The organism is Pseudodesulfovibrio nedwellii (assembly GCF_027923765.1).
Taxonomy (GTDB): domain Bacteria; phylum Desulfobacterota; class Desulfovibrionia; order Desulfovibrionales; family Desulfovibrionaceae; genus Pseudodesulfovibrio; species Pseudodesulfovibrio nedwellii.
This window is the reverse complement of record NZ_AP026709.1, coordinates 1,120,603-1,140,075: the sequence shown is the minus strand read 5'-3', so window position 1 is coordinate 1,140,075 and position 19,473 is coordinate 1,120,603. Positions and strand designations below refer to the sequence as shown.

The 19,473-nt window shown below is 49.6% G+C and carries 19 protein-coding genes and 1 tRNA gene; 6 read left to right on the top strand and 14 right to left on the bottom strand.

From position 1 onward, the window contains the following. Positions 1-2: 2 nt before the first annotated feature. Positions 3-749, bottom strand: a complete 747-nt coding sequence (locus SYK_RS05590) for a TlyA family RNA methyltransferase (RefSeq protein WP_281762610.1) — start codon at positions 747-749, stop codon at positions 3-5. A gap of 12 nt (positions 750-761) precedes the next feature. Next, complete coding sequence (gene thrC, locus SYK_RS05585) at positions 762-2,210, bottom strand: threonine synthase (RefSeq protein ID WP_281762609.1); 1,449 nt, start codon at positions 2,208-2,210, stop codon at positions 762-764. 185 nt (positions 2,211-2,395) lie between these two features. Between thrC and SYK_RS05580 the strand changes: the two genes are divergently transcribed. Beyond that, entirely contained in the window at positions 2,396-3,274 is an 879-nt protein-coding gene (locus SYK_RS05580; protein ID WP_281762608.1) for a patatin-like phospholipase family protein, read from the top strand. Between the two features lie 55 nt (positions 3,275-3,329). On the opposite strand, the gene SYK_RS05575 is transcribed toward SYK_RS05580, so the two are convergent. The 9 genes from SYK_RS05575 to SYK_RS05535 all read right to left on the bottom strand — a co-directional run bounded on the left by SYK_RS05575 (position 3,330) and on the right by SYK_RS05535 (position 11,792). Next, on the bottom strand, positions 3,330-3,827 hold the full coding sequence (locus SYK_RS05575; RefSeq protein ID WP_281762607.1) for a DUF456 domain-containing protein: 498 nt from the start codon (positions 3,825-3,827) through the stop codon (positions 3,330-3,332). Positions 3,828-3,833: 6 nt separating this feature from the next. Next, entirely contained in the window at positions 3,834-5,123 is a 1,290-nt protein-coding gene (locus SYK_RS05570; RefSeq protein ID WP_281762606.1) for a phenylacetate--CoA ligase family protein, read from the bottom strand. A 21-nt stretch (positions 5,124-5,144) separates the two neighbouring features. Further along, positions 5,145-6,599: a replicative DNA helicase gene (gene dnaB / locus SYK_RS05565; RefSeq protein ID WP_281762605.1), complete on the bottom strand. Its 1,455-nt coding sequence runs from the start codon at positions 6,597-6,599 to the stop codon at positions 5,145-5,147. Then, on the bottom strand, positions 6,568-7,098 hold the full coding sequence (gene rplI / locus SYK_RS05560) for a 50S ribosomal protein L9 (protein ID WP_281762604.1): 531 nt from the start codon (positions 7,096-7,098) through the stop codon (positions 6,568-6,570). The genes dnaB and rplI overlap by 32 nt, the downstream gene beginning before the upstream one ends. A 12-nt stretch (positions 7,099-7,110) precedes the next feature. Then, entirely contained in the window at positions 7,111-7,374 is a 264-nt protein-coding gene (rpsR, locus tag SYK_RS05555; RefSeq protein ID WP_128327797.1) for a 30S ribosomal protein S18, read from the bottom strand. An 11-nt stretch (positions 7,375-7,385) separates the two neighbouring features. Beyond that, positions 7,386-7,676, bottom strand: coding sequence for a 30S ribosomal protein S6 (rpsF, locus tag SYK_RS05550; protein WP_281762603.1), 291 nt, complete (start codon positions 7,674-7,676; stop codon positions 7,386-7,388). A gap of 279 nt (positions 7,677-7,955) precedes the next feature. Next, on the bottom strand, positions 7,956-8,852 hold the full coding sequence (locus tag SYK_RS05545) for a phosphoribosylaminoimidazolesuccinocarboxamide synthase (protein ID WP_281762602.1): 897 nt from the start codon (positions 8,850-8,852) through the stop codon (positions 7,956-7,958). 27 nt (positions 8,853-8,879) lie between these two features. Further along, positions 8,880-10,184: a histidinol dehydrogenase gene (gene hisD, locus SYK_RS05540; RefSeq protein WP_281762601.1), complete on the bottom strand. Its 1,305-nt coding sequence runs from the start codon at positions 10,182-10,184 to the stop codon at positions 8,880-8,882. 231 nt (positions 10,185-10,415) lie between these two features. Continuing rightward, positions 10,416-11,792, bottom strand: a complete 1,377-nt coding sequence (locus SYK_RS05535) for an outer membrane homotrimeric porin (RefSeq protein WP_281762600.1) — start codon at positions 11,790-11,792, stop codon at positions 10,416-10,418. A 279-nt stretch (positions 11,793-12,071) separates the two neighbouring features. Here SYK_RS05535 and uvrC point away from each other — a divergent pair, with 279 nt between their 5' ends. Next, a complete protein-coding gene (gene uvrC / locus SYK_RS05530) occupies positions 12,072-13,886 on the top strand; it encodes an excinuclease ABC subunit UvrC (RefSeq protein WP_281763239.1) in 1,815 nt (604 codons plus the stop codon). On the opposite strand, the gene SYK_RS05525 is transcribed toward uvrC, so the two are convergent. Beyond that, positions 13,883-14,560, bottom strand: coding sequence for a metal-dependent hydrolase (locus tag SYK_RS05525; protein WP_281762599.1), 678 nt, complete (start codon positions 14,558-14,560; stop codon positions 13,883-13,885). The genes uvrC and SYK_RS05525 overlap by 4 nt on opposite strands. Positions 14,561-14,570: 10 nt before the next feature. Continuing rightward, a complete protein-coding gene (locus tag SYK_RS05520) occupies positions 14,571-15,137 on the bottom strand; it encodes a UbiX family flavin prenyltransferase (RefSeq protein WP_281763238.1) in 567 nt (188 codons plus the stop codon). A gap of 164 nt (positions 15,138-15,301) precedes the next feature. Between SYK_RS05520 and SYK_RS05515 the strand changes: the two genes are divergently transcribed. Continuing rightward, positions 15,302-15,378, top strand: a tRNA-Arg gene (locus SYK_RS05515). Between the two features lie 132 nt (positions 15,379-15,510). After that, positions 15,511-16,002 (top strand): hypothetical protein, encoded by a 492-nt coding sequence (locus SYK_RS05510; protein ID WP_281762598.1) that lies wholly within the window; start codon positions 15,511-15,513, stop codon positions 16,000-16,002. A 57-nt stretch (positions 16,003-16,059) separates the two neighbouring features. On the opposite strand, the gene SYK_RS05505 is transcribed toward SYK_RS05510, so the two are convergent. Next, positions 16,060-16,473: a bacteriohemerythrin gene (locus SYK_RS05505; protein WP_281762597.1), complete on the bottom strand. Its 414-nt coding sequence runs from the start codon at positions 16,471-16,473 to the stop codon at positions 16,060-16,062. Between the two features lie 627 nt (positions 16,474-17,100). Between SYK_RS05505 and SYK_RS05500 the strand changes: the two genes are divergently transcribed. Together SYK_RS05500 and SYK_RS05495 are read left to right on the top strand one after the other, a co-directional pair. Beyond that, on the top strand, positions 17,101-18,945 hold the full coding sequence (locus tag SYK_RS05500; RefSeq protein ID WP_281762596.1) for a UbiD family decarboxylase: 1,845 nt from the start codon (positions 17,101-17,103) through the stop codon (positions 18,943-18,945). Positions 18,946-18,958: 13 nt separating this feature from the next. Further along, complete coding sequence (locus SYK_RS05495; RefSeq protein WP_281762595.1) at positions 18,959-19,468, top strand: hypothetical protein; 510 nt, start codon at positions 18,959-18,961, stop codon at positions 19,466-19,468. Positions 19,469-19,473 lie beyond the last annotated feature (5 nt).

Here is a 19,473-nt window from a genome sequence, read left to right as displayed (position 1 = left end):
ATTTATGCTTTGGCCATGTAGGCCATATATTCTTGGTTGCCTTTGGGGCCGAGGATTTTTGAGGGGACGACGCCCTTGATTGTCAGGCCCAGTTCGTTTTCGCAGAATCCGGTGACCATATCTACTGTCTCTTGACGTAAACTTTCATCTCGGACCACGCCTTTATCAGTCTGGCCGGGGCCGACTTCGAACTGAGGCTTGATGAGTACGACAAGTTCTCCGTCATTCTTGAGGAATTGGCAGCAGGCCGGAAGAATTTTTGTCAGTGAAATGAAAGATACATCGGCTACAATGACATCCACAGACTCGGAGATAAGGTCTGGCTCGGCATGGCGGACGTTAGTCCGTTCCATGTTGATGACCCGATCATCCTGCCTAAGTTTTTCGTGCAACTGACCATAGCCGACATCGACAGCGTAGACCCGTATCGCGCCGTGCTGAAGCATGCAGTCGGTAAAACCGCCAGTTGACGCTCCTGCATCTAAAGCAATTTTATCTGTGAAATCGATGGAAAATTCTTCAATAGCAGTCAGTAGCTTATAGGCACCACGTGAGACAAAACGAGAGTCGTCCGGGACAACGAATTCCGTATCAGGGAAGAACTGTTGTCCGGGTTTGTTTACGGGAATCTTTTGCCCTCGGTCCATATAATGGATTTTCCCGGCCATGATAAGTCGTTTGGCTCTTTCTCTGCTTTCTACCGCACCAGATATGGCGAGCAGTTGGTCAGCCCGTTGTTTTTTCGCCACCATCGTCCCCAACTATTTCTTTTCCAGACCGAGTTTTGCTACCACTTTGTTCGCAGTGGTGCGGGTGTATTCCTCGGGAGAAAGAGCGCTTTTTTCCTCTGGGGAAATGACCAGTTCTGGCGTGTTTGCCAGAGTCATGTCGGGGGTAATTTCAAATTCGGGGGGGAAACTGTTGTCGAAGTACATATTTTGGAAGTCCACGAACTTGAGTTGGTGGGCTGTAGAATCGAGAATACAGAGCTCTTCAGGCGTAACCAGGCCCAATTCCAAGGCGCGCTTTGCTCCGGCAAATGATTCGCCGCCTTGTGTGCATGCGATGTGTCCATGCATGTTGGCCTGGATCATGGAATCCATGATTTGCTGTTCCGTGACCTGAAGGACTTGGAAGGAGTCTTCGCCACCAATAGCTTCGAATTTTTCGGCGAAATATTTTACACGGGGGAAGGAAACCGGGTTGCCGATCATGGCAGCCTGGGCCACGGATGCGGCTACGGTCACTGGCTCGTACTGTCTTTCTTTGGGATCATCCACTGCGTAGTAACGGTAGACCGGATCTGCGTGATGGGACTGGACACCGAAAATTCGTGGCAGGTCGGCGATGATTTCCAATTCATATAGCTTGAGGAAGCCGGCCATGATGGCGGTTATATTGCCTGCATTGCCGATGGGGACGAAAATGCATTTGTTTTTCATGTCCCAATCGAACCACTGGGCGCATTCGAAAGCATAGGATTCCTGGCCCAGGATGCGCCATGCGTTTTTGGAGTTGAGCAGGGCCACACGGTAATTGTCGGCCAGATGTTCGACTACTTTCATGCAGTCGTCAAAAACGCCGGGGACCTCTAATACCACTGCGCCGGAACCGAGCGGTTGGGCAAGCTGTGCCGGGGTCACTTTGCCGTGCGGCAGGATAACCACGGATTTGATGGCTCCGCCGACATAGGAGGCATATAGAGCCGCCGCTGCCGAAGTGTCACCTGTGGACGCACAGACCGTGAGAATCTGGTCCCAAGCATTCTGCCGGATGAGTGAACGGAGATAGGAAAAGCCGCATGCCATGCCGCGATCCTTGAAGGATGCAGATGGGTTCTGGCCGTCGTTCTTGTATGCGGTAGTCATTCCGGTTGTTTGATTCAGGCCCGGGCTGGATTCGATAACAGGGGTGTTGCCTTCGCCTAGATAGACGATGTCTTCCTCTTCAAGTACCGGGGCCATGAGCTCATAGAAACGGAAAATTCCGCGCAAGGCAGTTTTCTTGGAAGCGGCACGACTGTCGAAAATTTCTCTCCACTGCTTGCCCGATCTTTTTTTCAGATCATCGAAAAGCAGGTTGTCGAGCAGGAACACGCCGCCGCATTCGGGGCATGTGTAATGCAGTTCATCGGTGGGGAATCGCTTGCCGCAGCCAAGGCAGAAGTATTCCATGTGTCCACGATAAGTAGGAAAAAGGTCGGCAGTCATTGGTCCATCCGGTATACTGTTTTTGGTTGATCAATCTGGGCCGCTTCAACGGCCACCACGTTCGCTTAAAAGTCCTCGCTGTGCAAGTCAAATTGTTACATGAAGACCTGTCTGTTATTGACCTTTTCAAAGCGGTGACGGTAGATAAAGGTTCTTGTTGAGTTCTATCAAGGAAATAGTGTGACATGGTACGAAAAAAAACAGTTTCTCTCGTCCTTGGCAGTGGTGGTGCTCGTGGAATTGCTCATATTGGAATTATTCATTGGCTTGAAGAAAATGGCTACGTAATTAAGTCCATAACCGGTTGCTCCATGGGGGCGTTGGTTGGTGGCATTCATGCCATTGGCAAACTTGACGAGTTTGAAGAGTGGGTGCGAGCTATTACCATGACCAATATGATTGGATTGCTTGATCTTGCACTTGATAGCAACGGGCTTTTCAAGGGTAACAAAATTATAGACACACTTAAGGCGTTGGTTGGTGAGAAGTTGATTGAGGAAATGGATATTCCGTTCACAGCTGTGGCCACGGATATCGATTCGGCGAAAGAAGTGTGGATAGATGAAGGCCCTCTTTTTGACGCCATTCGTGCATCTATTTCTTTACCCCTGTTTTTCACGCCGTTTAAGTTCCATGGTGTTGATCTTATCGATGGGGGTATTCTCAATCCAGTCCCCATTGCCCCTACTTTTAGTGATCATACAGATATTACCATTGCCGTGAATCTGTGTGGAAAACCCAAGGAAGGGCTTTCTTTGTCTGGTAAGGAAGAGGGCGAAAGCTCCATGTTGGGCAATGCCATTTCCGATTTTACGGGCAAGATCAAATCTTCGTTACCGCATCTAAAAAATGGTATGAAGACGCGTAATATTGTTTTGCAATCTTTTGATGCCATGCAAGGGACTATCGCTCGACAAAAGATTGCCGCGTATCCTCCTGATCATGTCCTAGAAGTTCCGAGAAATTTATGCATGATTCTCGATTTTGATAAAGCGGCACCGTTGATCAGATATGGGTATGACCTCGCCGCAGAGCGTTTGTCCGGTGTGCTTGATGAGTCATGAAAAAGGGCTGGCCCTCATATGAGAGCCAGCCCTTTTTTATGTAATTGAGTATGGCTTATGGCCAAATCCTGGGAATGGAGATGACCACTATCGTGGCTCCTATGGCCGTTTTGACCGTAAAGCCCAGTGCTTTGCCAACAAAGGCGCCTTTGGCGGCCATGAGTGCTTCCGGACGAGAGCGGCCGGGCATTTCGGCGATCAGACAGCCCAGGTAGGCTCCACTCAGTGCGCCAATGAGAGCACCTAGTCCGAGAAAGAATGGTGCGCCAAATATTGCACCGGCAACGGCACCGACAATGCCGCCAATATTGCCTCGGGTTGATGCACCGTATTTACCGGCGTATCGGGCCTGGAGGAAAAATTCCAATGCTTCGGCTACGGCTGCCACTACTGAAATGATGATGACGAAATCCCATGTCATGGAATCCGGGTAGATATATTTCCACAGTGACACCAGAGCGATGGCGATCCAATTGGCAGGCAGGCTGAACAGTTGCAGCACCTGCGAAAAGATTAGACCGAGTATGAGGAAAATAGCCCAGACATATTCCATAATGGATTAGTCCTCGTCGCGTGTATCGATGACTCGCACAGCCTTGCCTTCCGTTTTTGGAATGGAGTCGTGCTGGCATAATTCAACGCGTGGGGTGAGCAGGATTTCGCTGCATAAAGTTTTGGCGATTTTTTTCTGCAATCCTTGCAAGACGCGCATATCTTCTACAAAGAATTCTTCCTTGATTTCGACCTTGACCGTCATGTGATCGGACACGCCTTCGCGAACTAGTTCGATAAGGTAGTTCTGACCAACCTCGGGCATGGACATGAGGCATTGCTCAATTTGCATGGGATAAATATTGACGCCTTTCAAAATCATCATGTCATCGGCACGACCTGTAATACGGTCGATTCGACGATGCGTGCGGCCGCACTCGCATTGGCCCGGAATGAAGCGGGTCAGGTCGCGAGTCCGGTAGCGAATGATAGGCATACCTTCGCGTCTGATGGTGGTCATGACCAATTCACCGATTTCACCTTCGGCAACATGTTCGCCGGTTTTGGGATCGATGATTTCGGCAATATAGGCGTCTTCCCAAAGGTGCATGCCGGTCTGGTGAATACATTCAAAGGCAACGCCGGGGCCGTTCATTTCGGAAAGGCCGTAGGAATTGTATGCCTTGATGTTCATCATTTCTTCAATTTTGGCGCGGGCTTCTTCCGTATGCGGTTCAGCACCGATAAGGGCGATGCGCCACGGCATATCTTCCGTCTTGAAGCCTGCTTCCTGAACTTGTTGAGCAAAGTATAGGGCAAAGGACGGGATGATGTGTAGTACGGAAACATTGTGATCACGAATGAGCTTGATTTGGCGCTTGGTGTTACCTGCACCAGATGGGATTGTAATCATGCCCAGTCGTTCGGAACCGTAGTGGATACCGAGTCCGCCCGTGAACAGACCGTACCCGGACATGTTTTGGAGCGTGTCGGATTTGCGGCAACCACAAGCGTACATGGAACGAGCCATGAGCTCGGCCCATGTATCCAGATCCTTTTGAGTATAGAAAATTGCGGTAGGTGTACCAGTGGTACCGGAAGACGCATGCATGCGTACAAAGTCTTCTAACGGTTTGGTCAGCAGACCGTGCGGATATTGGCTGCGAAGATCATTCTTGGTGGTGAAGGGCAGCTTGGTGATATCATCTGCTGTGCGAATGTCATTGACATTGAAGTCGGCCAGACGTTCCGAATAAAACGGTGACTTTTTGGCATTCTCAATGGTCTTTTTGAGGCGTTCGACCTGGAGTTGTTCCAGTTCGGCGCGGTCCATTGCCTCTACTGAGTCGAAATACATGGCGTTCGCTTGTGTTTGAGATTAGTTGTTATCTTCGTGAAATCCTTCGGGAAGTTCGGACGGATATACTGTAGCGTCCATGTTCTCGAAAGCGGTGAACTCTTTTTGGAAAAAGAGCTCGCAGCGGCCGGTGGGGCCGTTACGTTGTTTGCCGATGATGATTTCGCAGTGGTTCTTGAGCGGGTTATCCTCGCTCTTGTTGTATGCGGCATCACGGTAGAGAAAAATAATGATATCAGCGTCCTGTTCAATAGCCCCAGATTCACGGAGGTCAGACATCATGGGACGTTTGTCTGTCCGTTCTTCAACTTTACGGTTGAGCTGAGAGAGGGCAATAACCGGGACGTTCAACTCTTTGGCCAGAGCCTTCAAGTGGCGTGAAATATCAGAGATTTCCTGCTCACGAGAATCTGGGCGTGCGCTGGAACGCATAAGCTGGAGATAGTCGACCACGACCAGTCCGAGGTTGTGCTCTGCCTTGAGACGACGGCAACGGGCCTGAAGTTCTAAGGTAGAAAGAGCTGGTGTGTCGTCGATGAAAATCGGGGCGTTTGTAATGACATCCGCTGCTTCTTGCAAGGCAAGCCAGTCTTCATCTTGCAGAAAACCAGTACGCAGGTTGCTTAAATGTACCTTACTTTGCACGGCCAATAGACGAGTCATGAGCTGTTCCATGCTCATTTCAAGAGAGAAGATGGCAGTAGGGCATTCAGAACGGGCTGCAGATCGCAGTGCCACGTTCAGTGCAAAGGCCGTCTTACCCATGGATGGGCGACCCGCTATGATGATCAAGTCCGAGTTTTGCAACCCGGCTGTCATGCTATCGAATTCGGTGTAGTGGGTTTGGATGCCCGTGACGGCAGATTTGTTGTTGAACTTTGCTTCCAACTCTTCAAAAACTTTAGTGATGAGCTGGTTGCTTGGCATCATGCCACGCATTTCCTTGCTCTGTGCGATCTTGAAGATTTCCTTTTCGGATTCGTCAAGGACTTCGTTAACATCGCGGGAAGAAAAGCAGTTGGAAATAATACCGCTTGAAATGTCGATAAGGCGACGCAGAATACATTTGTCGCGTACGATTTGGCCATGGTAGAGCGCGTTGCTCGCACTGATGACAGAATCGGAAAGCTCAGCAAGGTAGACAGGACCGCCGACGGTATCGAGGGTGCCGTCCTGTTCAAGCTGGTTGGCAACAGTGACCACATCAATGGGCTTGTGGCTGTCATATAGCTGCGTAAATGCTTTGAAAATATCCCTGTGAGCCGGTGAATAGAAGTCGTCGGCAGTGATCACATCCACCAGTTGATGGAACATGTGCTCAGATTGAAATACGCCGCCGAGAACGGCTTGCTCTGCATCAAGGGAGTTCGGGGGGACTTTGCGTACGAGATCGGAAGAGGCCCTATCTAAGGCCTCTTCCGGATTAACCTCGTATCGGCCTGATTTAGGCCTCTGTGGTTTCGGCGTCTTCGGCATTCTCTATGGATTCCTCGACGGCCTCAGCCACTTCTTCGATGTCTTCGATGGGGCGACCGTGACGAGCGACGGTGAGCTTCAGCTCGCCGCGCACATCGGGGTGCAGCCGGATTTCGATGTCGTACTCACCCAGAGCACGGATGGGCTCGGGAAGCAGGATTTTACGGCGATCAATGTCGATGCCGGCTTCTTCCATGGCTTCGCCGATGTTGGAGGTGGTGACAGAGCCGTACAGCTTGTCGCCATCGCCAACACGCACTGCGATAGAAACCGGAGTGGCGGCGATTTTATCGGCCAGGCCTTGAGCCTGTGCACGAAGGGAATCAGCATTTTCCTGCAGCTTACGACGTTCGAGTTCGAAAGCTTTGAGGTTTGCTTTGGTGGCAGGCTTTGCAAGGCCCTGAGGAATCAGGTAGTTGCGGCCATAGCCATTCTTGACGGTAACGATGTCTCCGAGTCGACCCAAAGAGTCGACGTCAGCGCGTAAAATAAGTTTCATAAGTCCTCCCTCCTACATGGAGCTACGCTTTTTCACATCAGTGCTGTGAACGGTGGTGTAGAACAGGAGAGCCATCTGACGGGCGCGCTTGATTTCGTTGGTCAGGCGACGCTGGTGCTTTGCACAGGTGCCAGTGATGCGGCGGGCAATGATCTTGCCACGCTCAGTCACGAAGTCACGAAGGATATCAGGGCGCTTGTAATCCAGAGGCAGTTCCTTGTCCGCGCAAAAGCGGCAGAACTTCTTCCTCGGTGTGAATTTTTTGCGAAATGCCATGGTGAAACCTCCTAGGCAGCCAGTTTGACGGTCATGAACTTGAAGACGCCGTCGGTGATGCGGATGTTGCGTTCCAGTTCGGCAACCAGTGCGCCGGGAGCGGCGTACACAAGGCGAACGTAGTATCCACGGGTCTGCTTTTCGACGGGGTAGGCCAGCTGGCGCATGCCCCAATCATCGGTCTCAACCATTTTGCCGCCTTCACGGTCCACGATGGTGGTGAGGTTTTCCAGGATTTCTTTCCTGTTTTCCTCAGCCAACTCCGGGGAGAGAAGCACGAGCGTCTCGTAGTTGTTAGCCATTATTATTACTCCTTTTGGTCATTGGCCCTGCTCCACAAATTGGAGGAGGGCAAGGCAAGAGAGGATTAATAGTTGTATTTGCCGTACCTGTCAAGTCGGGACGGCATCCCCTACGGTTATCTATTTATCTTGATCATCTTTTTCAGGCGGCGTCCAGCCGCATTTATCACTTGAGGGGCCTCAACCGCCACCGCCGAACTTGCCACGGACCATTCGTCCGACAACAAGGCCAAGAATAACAAGGCCTACGAGTTGCAACCATTCAGGCATGGGAGCCTCCTATACTTCGAGGTCTTCACCTGTCAGCAGTTTGTATGCTTCCAGATAATTGGCACGAGTCTGCGCAGCGATCTCCGCCGGGATGCTTGGTGCCGGGGGCTGCTTGTTGAATCCGATTTCTTCCAACCAATCGCGGAAGTATTGCTTGTCAAAACTTGGTTGTGATTTGCCGGGCTCATACCCTTCTTCTGGCCAGAAGCGAGAAGAATCAGGGGTCAGGGCTTCGTCGATGAAGATCAACTCACCATCAATGGTGCCGAATTCGAATTTGGTATCGGCAATGAGAATGCCGCGTTCCTTGGCATAATCGCGAGCGCGCGTGTAAATGTCCAGTGTGAGCTTTTCCACCTTGCGCATCATCTCTTCACCGAGCAGAGCGGCAGCCTGATCTAGCGTGATGTTTTCATCATGGTCACCGAGATCAGCTTTGGTGGACGGGGTGAACAACGCCTTTTCAAGCATTTCGGATTCTTTCAGGTTTTCTGGCAGCTTGTGTCCGCAGACTTCACCGTTTTTCTGGTAATCTTTCCAACCGGAACCAGTGATGAAACCGCGTACGATGCATTCGATGGGCAGAGGCTTAGCTTTCTTGGCAAGCACACTGCGGTCCTGAAGTTCCGCTTTATATTTGTGCAGCGATTCAGGATAGTCATCCACATTGGTGGCGATGATATGGTTAGGCACAAGGTCTTCCATCATTTTCATCCAGAATAAAGTGATCTGGTTGAGGACCTTGCCCTTGTCTTCGATGGGATCAGGCATGACCACATCGAACGCGGAGAGGCGGTCCGTGGTTACGAGGAGCAGAGTGTCGTCATCAATTTCATAGATGTCGCGCACTTTACCCTTGGAAATGAGCGGATATTCGGTGATGTTAGTTTCCAGAACGCCGGCCATGAGTCTTCCCTCTCTATTAATGTAATATTACTTGGTTCGTTTTTCCACGCTACGGGCGTGGGCTTCCAATCCTTCCAGACGTGCCAGTCGGGCTATTTTGTCACCGTGTTCGGCAACAAAGTTTGGACTGGTCGCAATCACACTGGATTTCTTGCAAAAATTCTGAACAGATAAAGCCGACGAGAAGCGGACTGTGCGAAGGGTCGGCAGTACGTGGTTGGGGCCTGCAAAATAGTCGCCCACGGGTTCGGGCGAGTTATGTCCCATGAAGATGGCTCCGGCATGTCGTATGGAACCAAGCATGGTCCATGGATCGGCAATGGCCAGTTCAAGGTGTTCGGCAGCCAGTAGGTTGATAAATTCCGCACCGGTTTTGAGGTCCGGTACAGTGACGATGGCACCCCAGTCTTCAAGGGATTTAGCCGCGATTTCACCACGAGGCAACTCCGCGCATTGGGTAATTAATTCGTCTCTAACTTTTGCGGCCAGTTCCGTGTCCGGGGTGACGAGAATGGATGCGGCCAACGGATCGTGTTCAGCTTGGGAAAGCATATCAGCGGCCAACCATGCTGGAGTCGCGGACTCGTCTGCAAGGATGGCGATTTCACTGGGACCGGCGACCATGTCAATGCCCACATGTCCGATAAGTTGGGATTTAGCAGTGGCAACGAATATATTTCCGGGACCGGCCAACATGTCGCACGGTGCAATGGTGTTTGTACCATAGACAAGAGCTCCAATGGCCCATGCAGAACCAGCCAGATAGACTTCGTCCAGACCGAGTAGGGCAGCGGTTGCCAAAATATGTGGATTCAGGGTGCCGTCTTTGCGCGGAGGCGAAGTGACGGCAATGGAGTTGACGCCAGCAACCTGAGCCGGGACAGCGTTCATAATGAGGCTGGAAATAAGTGGGGTCTCACCGCCCTGACCGCCGGGGACGTATAGGCCGACACGATCAATGGGGCGAACCATCTGGCCGAGAATGGTGCCGTCTTCGTCGGTGGTCCACCAAGATTTTTCTTTTTGGTTGGTATGAAAGGTACGTACGCGATCAATGGCTTCTTCAAGAATGGCGACATCGGATTCGGGGATGTTCGACAGTGCCGCTTTAATGACGTCAATCGGGATACGTATCTGTGAGACTTCAAGCGATTCGCAGTCGAATTTTCGGGTGTATTCTACAAGCGCTTCATCGCCGCGATTCTTGACGTTGTTCAGAATGTCTCGCACCAGGGTGTCGACCTTGGTGTCAGGGTCTTTGCGCTGATCGAGCCATTCACGGATGGCGGTCCAATCGTCGCTGGTCGAATATTTCAATGCTCTGCAAGGCATGATGACCTCAATTCAATGTGGTATGTTGTTGTCCAAGGAGGAATTATATATCCGAGGCAAAACCAAAAGTCGAGCATCGCTGTTGATAATCATCTTATTGTCTCAGTGTTTTTGCGTGTTTTTGAGCACAGCTGTGACGACATAAAACAATAAAAGAGGGCCGGGGTTTGCACTCCCCGGCCCTCTGGCGTTACTTGGCAATTAAGCTTTTCAGCTTAAGTTCTAATCAAATTAGAACTGGTAAACCATACCAATCTGGAACTTCCAAGCGTCGCCGCCGTCGCTGTTAGCGCCCCAAGCGTCTTCGTCGAGGTCCAGATTGACGTAACCAAGACCATTGTACAGGGTCAGTTCGTCGTAGATCTTGTACATGGTGTTGAAGTCGAGTTCCCACATGGTGTCGTCTTCGGTCAAGGAAGCGCCGTAGACCATGCCACCAGCGTTGGTGTCGTTGGTACCCTTGGCGTACACGATGTGAGCATCGTGAGTCAGGCCTTCAGCGAAGGACTGGATGCCGGTAGCGGACAAAGCAACGGCGTGGAAGCCGATGTTGTCGGAGTCGCTGTCCAGATCGTCACCGGTGATCAAGCCACCGCCGAACCAGAAGGAACCGATAGCCCAGTCGTTGATGAGAACAGGCATACGCTCGGAACCGTTGGTGTTGTCATCGTCTTCACCAGTGGTGTAGGCGTAGGTCAGGGACAGGTTCATGAAATCGAAGCCAGTGTAGTCCAAAGCGATGTCGAACAACCAACCGGTACGGTCGTACAGGTCTCTGTCGCCATCAACGTGACCGTAGTTCAGGTCAGCACGAACTACGAAAGGATCAAACATGGACATGGTGAAATCAGTACCGAGCCAGTAAGCGTTATTGATTGCATTGTCGGGGTAGACGCCAGGGGCAACGGTGAGGGCGCGGTTGGTCAGGCCAACAACTGCGTTAGAAGTGCCACCAGCATTCTGGCCCATGGGAGCGTACATGACGTACGGAGCCATAGCGATGCCTTCGAAGTTCAGGGGCAGAGCCAAGATGAAACCGTCAATAGCGGAATCGTTGGTAGCGTCAATGCGGGAATCGGCGTTGCCATCAGCAGCGCGAACCCAGCCACCGAGAACGCTGACGTTGTCAGTGATCGGGGAGCTAACCATCACACCAGTGGTGCGAGCGTTGTGGACCATGCTAGCGCCACCGACAGCGGCGGGCAGACCAACAGGCATGAGACCGGCTTTCACGTTAACGGAAGTGCCGGGCCAGTTGAAATCGATGTATGCATCACGCAGGTCGATAGTGTTAGCTGCGCCACCACCGGACTGGTCAGCAACCATGCCAGCCTGACCCCAGTCGCCGCGAACGGAACGGAAGCCAAGAACGGCTTTCAGGTTTTCATTGGCAGTAACAGTGAAGTACAGGTCAGCACGCTCACGGATGTCCATGGCGCGGCTGTTGGCCTGACGACCATCGTTACCATCAGCGAAATCCCAGTTGGCACGCCAAACAGCGTTGACCAGAACGTTACCAGAAATGGTAACTTCGGGAGCTGCGAAAGAGGTAGCAGCCATGCCCAAGACCATGGTCAGGGCGACTGCAAGCAGAGTCAAACGTTTCATAATAAATCTTCCTTTTTTTGCAATTCAAACCAAGTAAACGCCTAAACTGTTTTTTTGTTTACCGTATGGCTTAGGCTTTTGCAAGGGGTTTCGGTGAAATAAATGTAAAAAGTATAAAATTTTTTACCGTTCAAAAAATTGAACTCTTGTCTGTGTATTTTCGTTATAAATAGTTATATTTCAAGTATTTAAATGTTCAATATGAAAAGATGATTTGTCCTGAAAAATACAGTATGCTTTGAATCTGGAGAGAATGTGTCGAAAAAAAGCAACACTGCCATGGATACAAAGTTCAAATTTTTGTCCGCTGATTATCCAGATACACCCGGGGTCTATTTGATGAAGAATGACCGAGGGCGTATCTTGTATGTTGGCAAGGCCAAGAGTCTGCGCAAGCGGTTGTCCTCGTATTTTCGAGCGAGTGCGAATCATACACCGAAGACCATTGCCCTTGTCAGTCATATTCGGAAGGTGGACATTTTGCTGACGAGCACGGAGAAGGAAGCTCTGCTTTTGGAGTCCGGGCTGATCAAGAAGCACCGACCCCGCTATAATATAGTGCTCAAGGACGACAAGCAGTACGCTTTGTTTAAGCTGGACAAGCAGTCTGCGTTCCCACGGTTGTCTATTACTCGTAAAGTTGTTCGTGACGGCTCCGTTTATTTTGGACCATTCACTTCATCTACTGCTGCCAGAACCGTGTGGAAGTTGCTTGGCAAGGTTTTCCCTTTGCGTAAATGTACGGATACGGCGTTCAAAAATCGGATTCGTCCCTGTCTCTATCATGACATCCATCAATGTTGGGCGCCGTGCGTCAAGGAAGTGGATCGTTATTTATATAATGATATGGTTCAGCGCATTGAAATGTTGCTTTCTGGTCGCAGTATGGAGCTGGTGGATTCCCTGACTCGTCAGATGAAAGTAGCTTCAAAGGATATGGAGTTCGAAAAAGCTGTGGTGTTTCGTGATCAGATACGTGCGGTGAAAAAGACCGTAGAAGGACAGATTGCCGTCATTCATGACAATCGTGATCGAGATGTTATCGGGTTGGTTCAGAATGAACAGGGCCTTGGACTTGGTTTGCTGTTTGTGCGGCAAGGGAGGTTACTTGATGAGAAACAATTTTTCTGGCCTGGGCTGACGTTGGATGAAGGGCCGGAGGTGGTCGAGAGTTTTATTTCCCAGTTCTATGGGCCGGGACGATTTATTCCCTCATTGATTATAGCACCCTACGAGTTTGATGATTCGCCGTTGTCCGAGGTGTTGGCCGACCGTGGGGTAGGATCGGTCCGTATTGCCTTGCCGCAAACGACTAAAGAAAAACACTTGGTTGGATTGGCCCGGAGTGTCGGAGCGCAGGCGCGTGAGCGAAAAGATACCATTGCTGCACGGTTACAGAAAGTGCTGCGATTACCCGAGGAACCAGTACGCATTGAGTGTGTGGATGCATCGCATTTGTCAGGCACGAATATGCGGGTTGGGCAAGTTGTGTTCGAAGAAGGACGGCGGAGCCCGGAGGCATCTCGTTTGTATGCGTTTTCGGAACTGGAAGGAACCGGAGATGATTATGCGGCTTTGTCGGCATGGGCTAAACGCAGAGTTGAATCCGGGCCGCCATGGCCGGATCTGGTGCTTATTGACGGCGGACGTGGCCAGTTGTCCGCAGTGGAAGCGGCTTTGAATGAATGTGTGGATGATGTTTGTTGGGAGTTGGTATCGATAGCCAAAGGAGAGTCCCGGCGGGCTGGCGAATTGGGGGATTTTATTTTTCGGCCTGGACGTAAAAATCCCATGCCGCTCAAGCCGGGTAGTGCGGAGTTGCTGTTCTTGCAGAAAATGCGGGATGCGGCGCATCGATTTGTTATCGGGCGTCAACGCAGATCGCGGAAGAAGGCTGTTTTGAGCAGTGAATTGACGTCCCTTCCTGGCATTGGTCCTAAAACAGCCAGGATTTTATGGGACCAGTTTGCATCGTTGGATGATATGCTCAAAGCTGATAGTGCCGATATCACTGCATTGCCCGGTATTGGTCAGAAGCGGGCTGAGAAAATTTATACGGCTTTACAGTCACTGAAAGCCTCAAGAAAGGTCTAGATCTCAAACGGTTTGTCTATTCCCAATGTCAGGAGTTCCGTGTCGGGTGAGGTCAGGGCAAGTTGTTCCGCCATGGTCTGGGTGTTCTGGTCCAGAATAGGCCAGGTTCCCCAATGTTGCGGGATTACTTTTTTGCACCCAAGCAGTTTGCAAGCATAGGCAGCCTGTTTGGCGTCCATGGTAAAACGTCCCCCGATGGGTAGCATGGCAATGTCGATGTCGTGAAATTTACCGAAGAGTTCCATGTCACCGAAGAGACCCGTGTCGCCGGAATTATAAACACACAATCCTTTTGGGTCGGTGATGATGAATCCGGCGGGCGAGCCATTTACTGTGGAATGCATGGCTTGAACCATCTTTATGTCAAGCCCTTGTCGGGTGACAGTGCCGCCGATGTTCATGCCGACACCGAGATGTTCCGGCAAGCCGAGTTTAATGAGTTCCTGAATAACGTCGAAGATAGCAATAACTTCGGCATCATGTTTGATAGCGAGCTCCAGCGTTTGGCCTATATGATCACTATGGTCATGGGTGACCAGAATGAGAGAGCACTCTTCCACCTCTTTGTATGACGTGGTGGCACTGGGATTGCCCACAAAAAAGGGGTCGATGAACAGGGTTGCGTCAGCGGCCTTGATTCTGAAATTTGCGTGGCCGAACCATGTAATCTCCATTGTGCGTCTCCTATTCCCCCCACCGTGTGAACAGAGTGTGGGGGATGTCCAATTGGTCGAGGATTTTTCCGGCCAGATGATCAGCCAAATCCTCAATGGTTGCCGGACGATGATAAAAGCCCGGACTCGCCGGTACAATGACAGCCCCGGCCCTGGTGGCCGTGAGCATGTTTTCGAGATGAATAATAGAGTAGGGAGCTTCCCGTGGAACGAGGATGAGTCTGCCACGTTCTTTGAGGGTGACGTCTGCGGCTCGATGGATAAGCGTGTGCCCAAAACCCGTGGCCACAGCAGATACTGTTGCCATGGAACAGGGACAAATGATCATGCCGTTATGTCGCCATGAACCACTTGCTGGTGGAGCTGCGATATCATCCTGTGCATGAATGGCGGTTGCCCCTTTTGTCAGGGCATCAATGGGAAGGTCCGTTTCAAGGGCAAGGACTTTTTTGGCCGCGTCAGAAATGATGACGTGCAGTTCCACGTCATTCCGACCACCCAGGGCCTTGACTAATGAAGCGGCATACAAAGTGCCGCTTGCCCCGCTAACCGCGAGGATGATGCGTTTTGTGTCCATTGTCTCCCTGCCGAATTGTCTTTTTGCCATATAGACTTTTTTTAGACTTTTTTGCAAGAGAAAAGACCGTTACGGTATTTCCTATGTTTTTCGTGTTCTTTTTTTACAGTATTTAATGTAACCTTGACAAAGAAGTAAGCGAAGTATAGCTACTTGCTTCTTGTGGGCTATTAGCTCAGTTGGATAGAGTGCTTGCCTCCGGAGCAAGAAGTCGCAGGTTCGAATCCTGCATAGCCCACCATTAAGGAATTAAGGACTTATGTGTTTAATCACACATGAGTCCTTTTCTTTTTTGCTTACAAAATTGTCGCTCTGTGGTTATCATCGTAAGAATACGTGTTCTCTATGAACGAATAACCGTGTGAGGATGAAAATGAAGCGTTTTTTAAGTATGGTGATTGTGTTGGCTATGGTGCTGGGGACCACAGTTGCTCAGGCTTCCGACGATGTAGATAAATATAAGAAAATAAAGATTGTCGACAGTATACGGGTTTATGTCGATGCCGATGATATGGTGAAAGCTGATGAAGTTCAGGCGTACGCCCGTAAGTATTTTCAGGCTTTTATGGGTGATATGCGACTGAATGATGAGGCTTGGGTGGATAATTACCCTGCCGCAGGGTATGAGATTGAGAATGTCGGATATATTATCCTTAAGATTATGAACATCAGGACCGTTGGTGGTGTGAACGCCTATCATTTGAATTTTGAATTCGGTGTTCCGCCTCGTCAGGTGTACTGGGAAACGGCTATGATGGGCATCGCTCCGAATACTTTCGATTTTAAGAAGGAATTGCAGGAGGATGTTGAAGCCATCATCAAAAAGTTTGCAGATGCGTTTCGAGAAAAACGTGGATGGCAATAACGATAAAAAAAGACCTACCTTATGGCGGGTCTTTTTTTTGTTTGACTTAATGATTTTTTATGAAAGTGATCCTGACTCTTCAGTGGAGACAGGATCATTTTTAATATAGGCCAAATATTTTTTGTCTTGTTCCATGATGTGATTGGTTAACCATCGACTCAGGAAGACAAATATTTGAGAAAAGTTTGTTTTGTTGAAGAGGTTGCGTTGGAACTCATTCACATCTTCATTAAATTTTTTGTGTAATTTTTGATGATTTTCTAAATCAGGAAAATTGTTTTCTCGCATGTACTTTTCTTCGGTTTCAAAGTGCATGGCGGCATATGTGCGCATTTTGCCTATCAGAAGATACAGGGCAGGTTCATCGTGCCGCTGTATTGCTTCATATGATTCATTCATCAGGGCGATGAGTTCCTGATGCTGTGTATCCAATTCGTTTACATCGACGGACATTGTTTCATCCCATTGCATGAGGGGCATTTTTGACTCCATAATACTGTTTTTAAATGATAAAATTGTATAATCAACAGAGATGATGGCAAGGTGTTGCTTGATGATTTATGCTATGTGTCCGTGATTTTGAGGAATTCTTTTTTGTTGCTCGTTTCTTTTTATCATTTTTAGAAGAATATTCAGATTATAATTCCAAAAGCATGTTTGTTGTGGTTGCATGCAATACTGAGAATATGCCCGGTTTGGAGGTGGCTTAATGAGTAAAATGGTAATTATGTCAAACAAATGCCGTGAGTGTGTGTTTTTCCACAAAAAATGTGTACTTGGGCACAAACGTCCCTGGAATTCCTTGAGTTGTGATGATTTCAGACCGTATTGTCTGGTGTGTAATTATCCCAAGGAGTTTTGTAACACTTGTCGTAATCTTGCCTCTTGCAAGATGAAACCGCTTGAAATGGATTTAAAGGCGACATTCAAACATTTTCATGCATTGCAATTTGAATGTGTCTGGCAGTCGACGAATTTGCAGTAGGCGTTTTGTTTTCTCTGAATCACTGGTTCCCGAAAAGTCTCGAATATCCGCTTAACTTTTCTGCTATTTCCGTCTAGATTAACTCGCCAAAAGTAAACAGAACGGGAACCGCAATGGGATACAAGAATACTCGTGAGTGCCTTGACGCACTTGAAGCCAGGGGAGAACTGGTTCGCATTGATGCGTCTGTTGATGCCAATGTTGAGATCGGCGCGATTCAGCGTCGGGTTTTTCAGGCTGGCGGACCGGCCCTGCTCTTTAATCATGTGAAGGGTTGCCGTTTCCCTATGGCCGCCAATATCTTCGGCACCAGAGATCGGATGCATTTTATATTCCGTGATACCATTGATATGGTAGAGCGGTTAATGAAACTCAAGATGAATCCCATGGAATTGCTTAAGCGTCCGTGGAAATATATTGGTGCGCCCTTGACCGGGTATAATACCATGCCGAAGCGAGTTTCTTCAGGGCCGATCATGGAGAATGAAACCTCCGTTTCCTCATTGCCGCAGCTTGTGTCCTGGCCCATGGATGGCGGCGGTTATGTGACTTTGCCGCAGGTGTATACAGAAGAGCCTGACAATCCGGGGTTTGCCGGGTCCAACATGGGGATGTACCGGGTCCAGTTGTCGGGTAACGACTATGTGCCTGATGAGGAAATAGGTCTGCACTATCAGATTCATCGGGGTATCGGGCATCATCATGCTCAAGCTTTGCATAAGGGGGAGCCTCTCAAAGTAAACGTCTTTGTGGGCGGGCCGCCTGCCATGACGCTGGCGGCAGTTATGCCATTACCTGAAGGGCTCGCTGAAATATTTTTTGCCGGTGCCATGGCAGGGCACCGTATATCCATGGTTAAGCGGGATGGCGGTTTGCCAGTCCCGGCTCAAGCTGACTTTTGTATTTGTGGTACCATTGTCGAGGGGGTGCAGAAGCCCGAGGGACCGTTTGGTGATCACCTTGGATATTACAGTCTGGCGCACGATTTCCCGGTGCTTAAGGTGGACAAGGTTTATCATCGTGATGATGCGATTTGGCCGTTTACAACAGTGGGTCGTCCGCCGCAGGAAGATACCATGTTCGGTCAGTTTATTCATGAGCTGACAGCCGATCTTGTGCCGTCTGTTTTTGCCGGTGTACATGAAGTCCATGCTGTTGATGCAGCAGGTGTTCACCCCTTGCTTTTGGCAGTAGGAAGTGAACGGTATGTCCCCTATGCCGAAGAGCGGCAGCCACAGGAGTTGTTGACCAATGCTCTGGGTTTGCTCGGAAATACTCAGACATCACTGTCGAAGTACGTTCTGATTGCAGCTCGTGAAGATATGGCGAGTGGCAGTTCTTGTCATGATATCCCAGGGTTTTTCCGTCATATGCTGGAACGGGTAGACCTTACGCGTGACTTGCATTTCATTACACGGACGACCATTGATACCCTTGATTATTCCGGCATTAGCTTGAATCAAGGGTCCAAGTTGATATTTGCCGCTGCCGGAAGTGTGAAGCGAGAACTTGGAACGGAGCTACCTTCGGGAATTGATTTACCGCGAGGCTTCCGAGACCCGCAGGTCTTTGCTCCGGGAATTCTGGTTATTAAAGGACCTAAGCATCGTCGGAAACGGGATCAGCAAGACCCTGCATTAGACCGCATTGGCGATATGTTGAACACGGTGCGAGGGATCGAAAAGTTCCCTATGATCGTGGTGGCCGATGATGCCGGTTTTACCGCAAGGGATTGGGATAATTTTTTGTGGGTAGCTTTTACCCGTTCAGATCCGGCTACGGATATTTATGGAGTGGGTGGATTTACTCACGCTAAACACTGGGGCGCGGACAAGGCAATTGTTGTTGACGCCCGTCTCAAGACGTATCACGCACCGCCTCTTGACCCAGATCCTGAAGTGGAGAAACGTGTCGATGCTCTCGGCGCGAAGGGCGGCCCTCTTTATGGAATCATCTAGCAGTGGAGATAGAATGGACGAGAAAGTCTTAAAGGAATTGAAGCTCGCCTTTGCCTGCGATGTGTATGAAACGGTTAAGGCTGCTCGTAAGAATCGTGATGAGCATGTCTTTCGTCATACTATGGCCGACGAAGACGGACAGATGGTCTTTGCCGGGATGTTTCCTAAAAAAGATATTATGGAATTTCCCAATTTGACCGAAGAATTTGTGGATAAATTGCATACGTTCAATCTGCTCGGTGTGATTACCGATGGTGAGAGCGGTCTGGATATGTTTTATCTTGGTGGCATGAATAAGCCGTTTACTTCTCTGTCCAATGGACAGGAGCTGGTCAGGCACCTGGTCGATGAGCCTCTTTTGGCTTTTCTGGAGATGTATTTCAAGATTAAGGGTGTGATGATTAATTTTAGAGAAATGAATTACGAAGAATTTACGACCGCTATTGAAAGTGAAGTGTTCAAGAATACATCATTTTCTCAGATGAGCGAAGCCCAAGATTTTTTGGAAGTGATTAAAAATTAAAACGC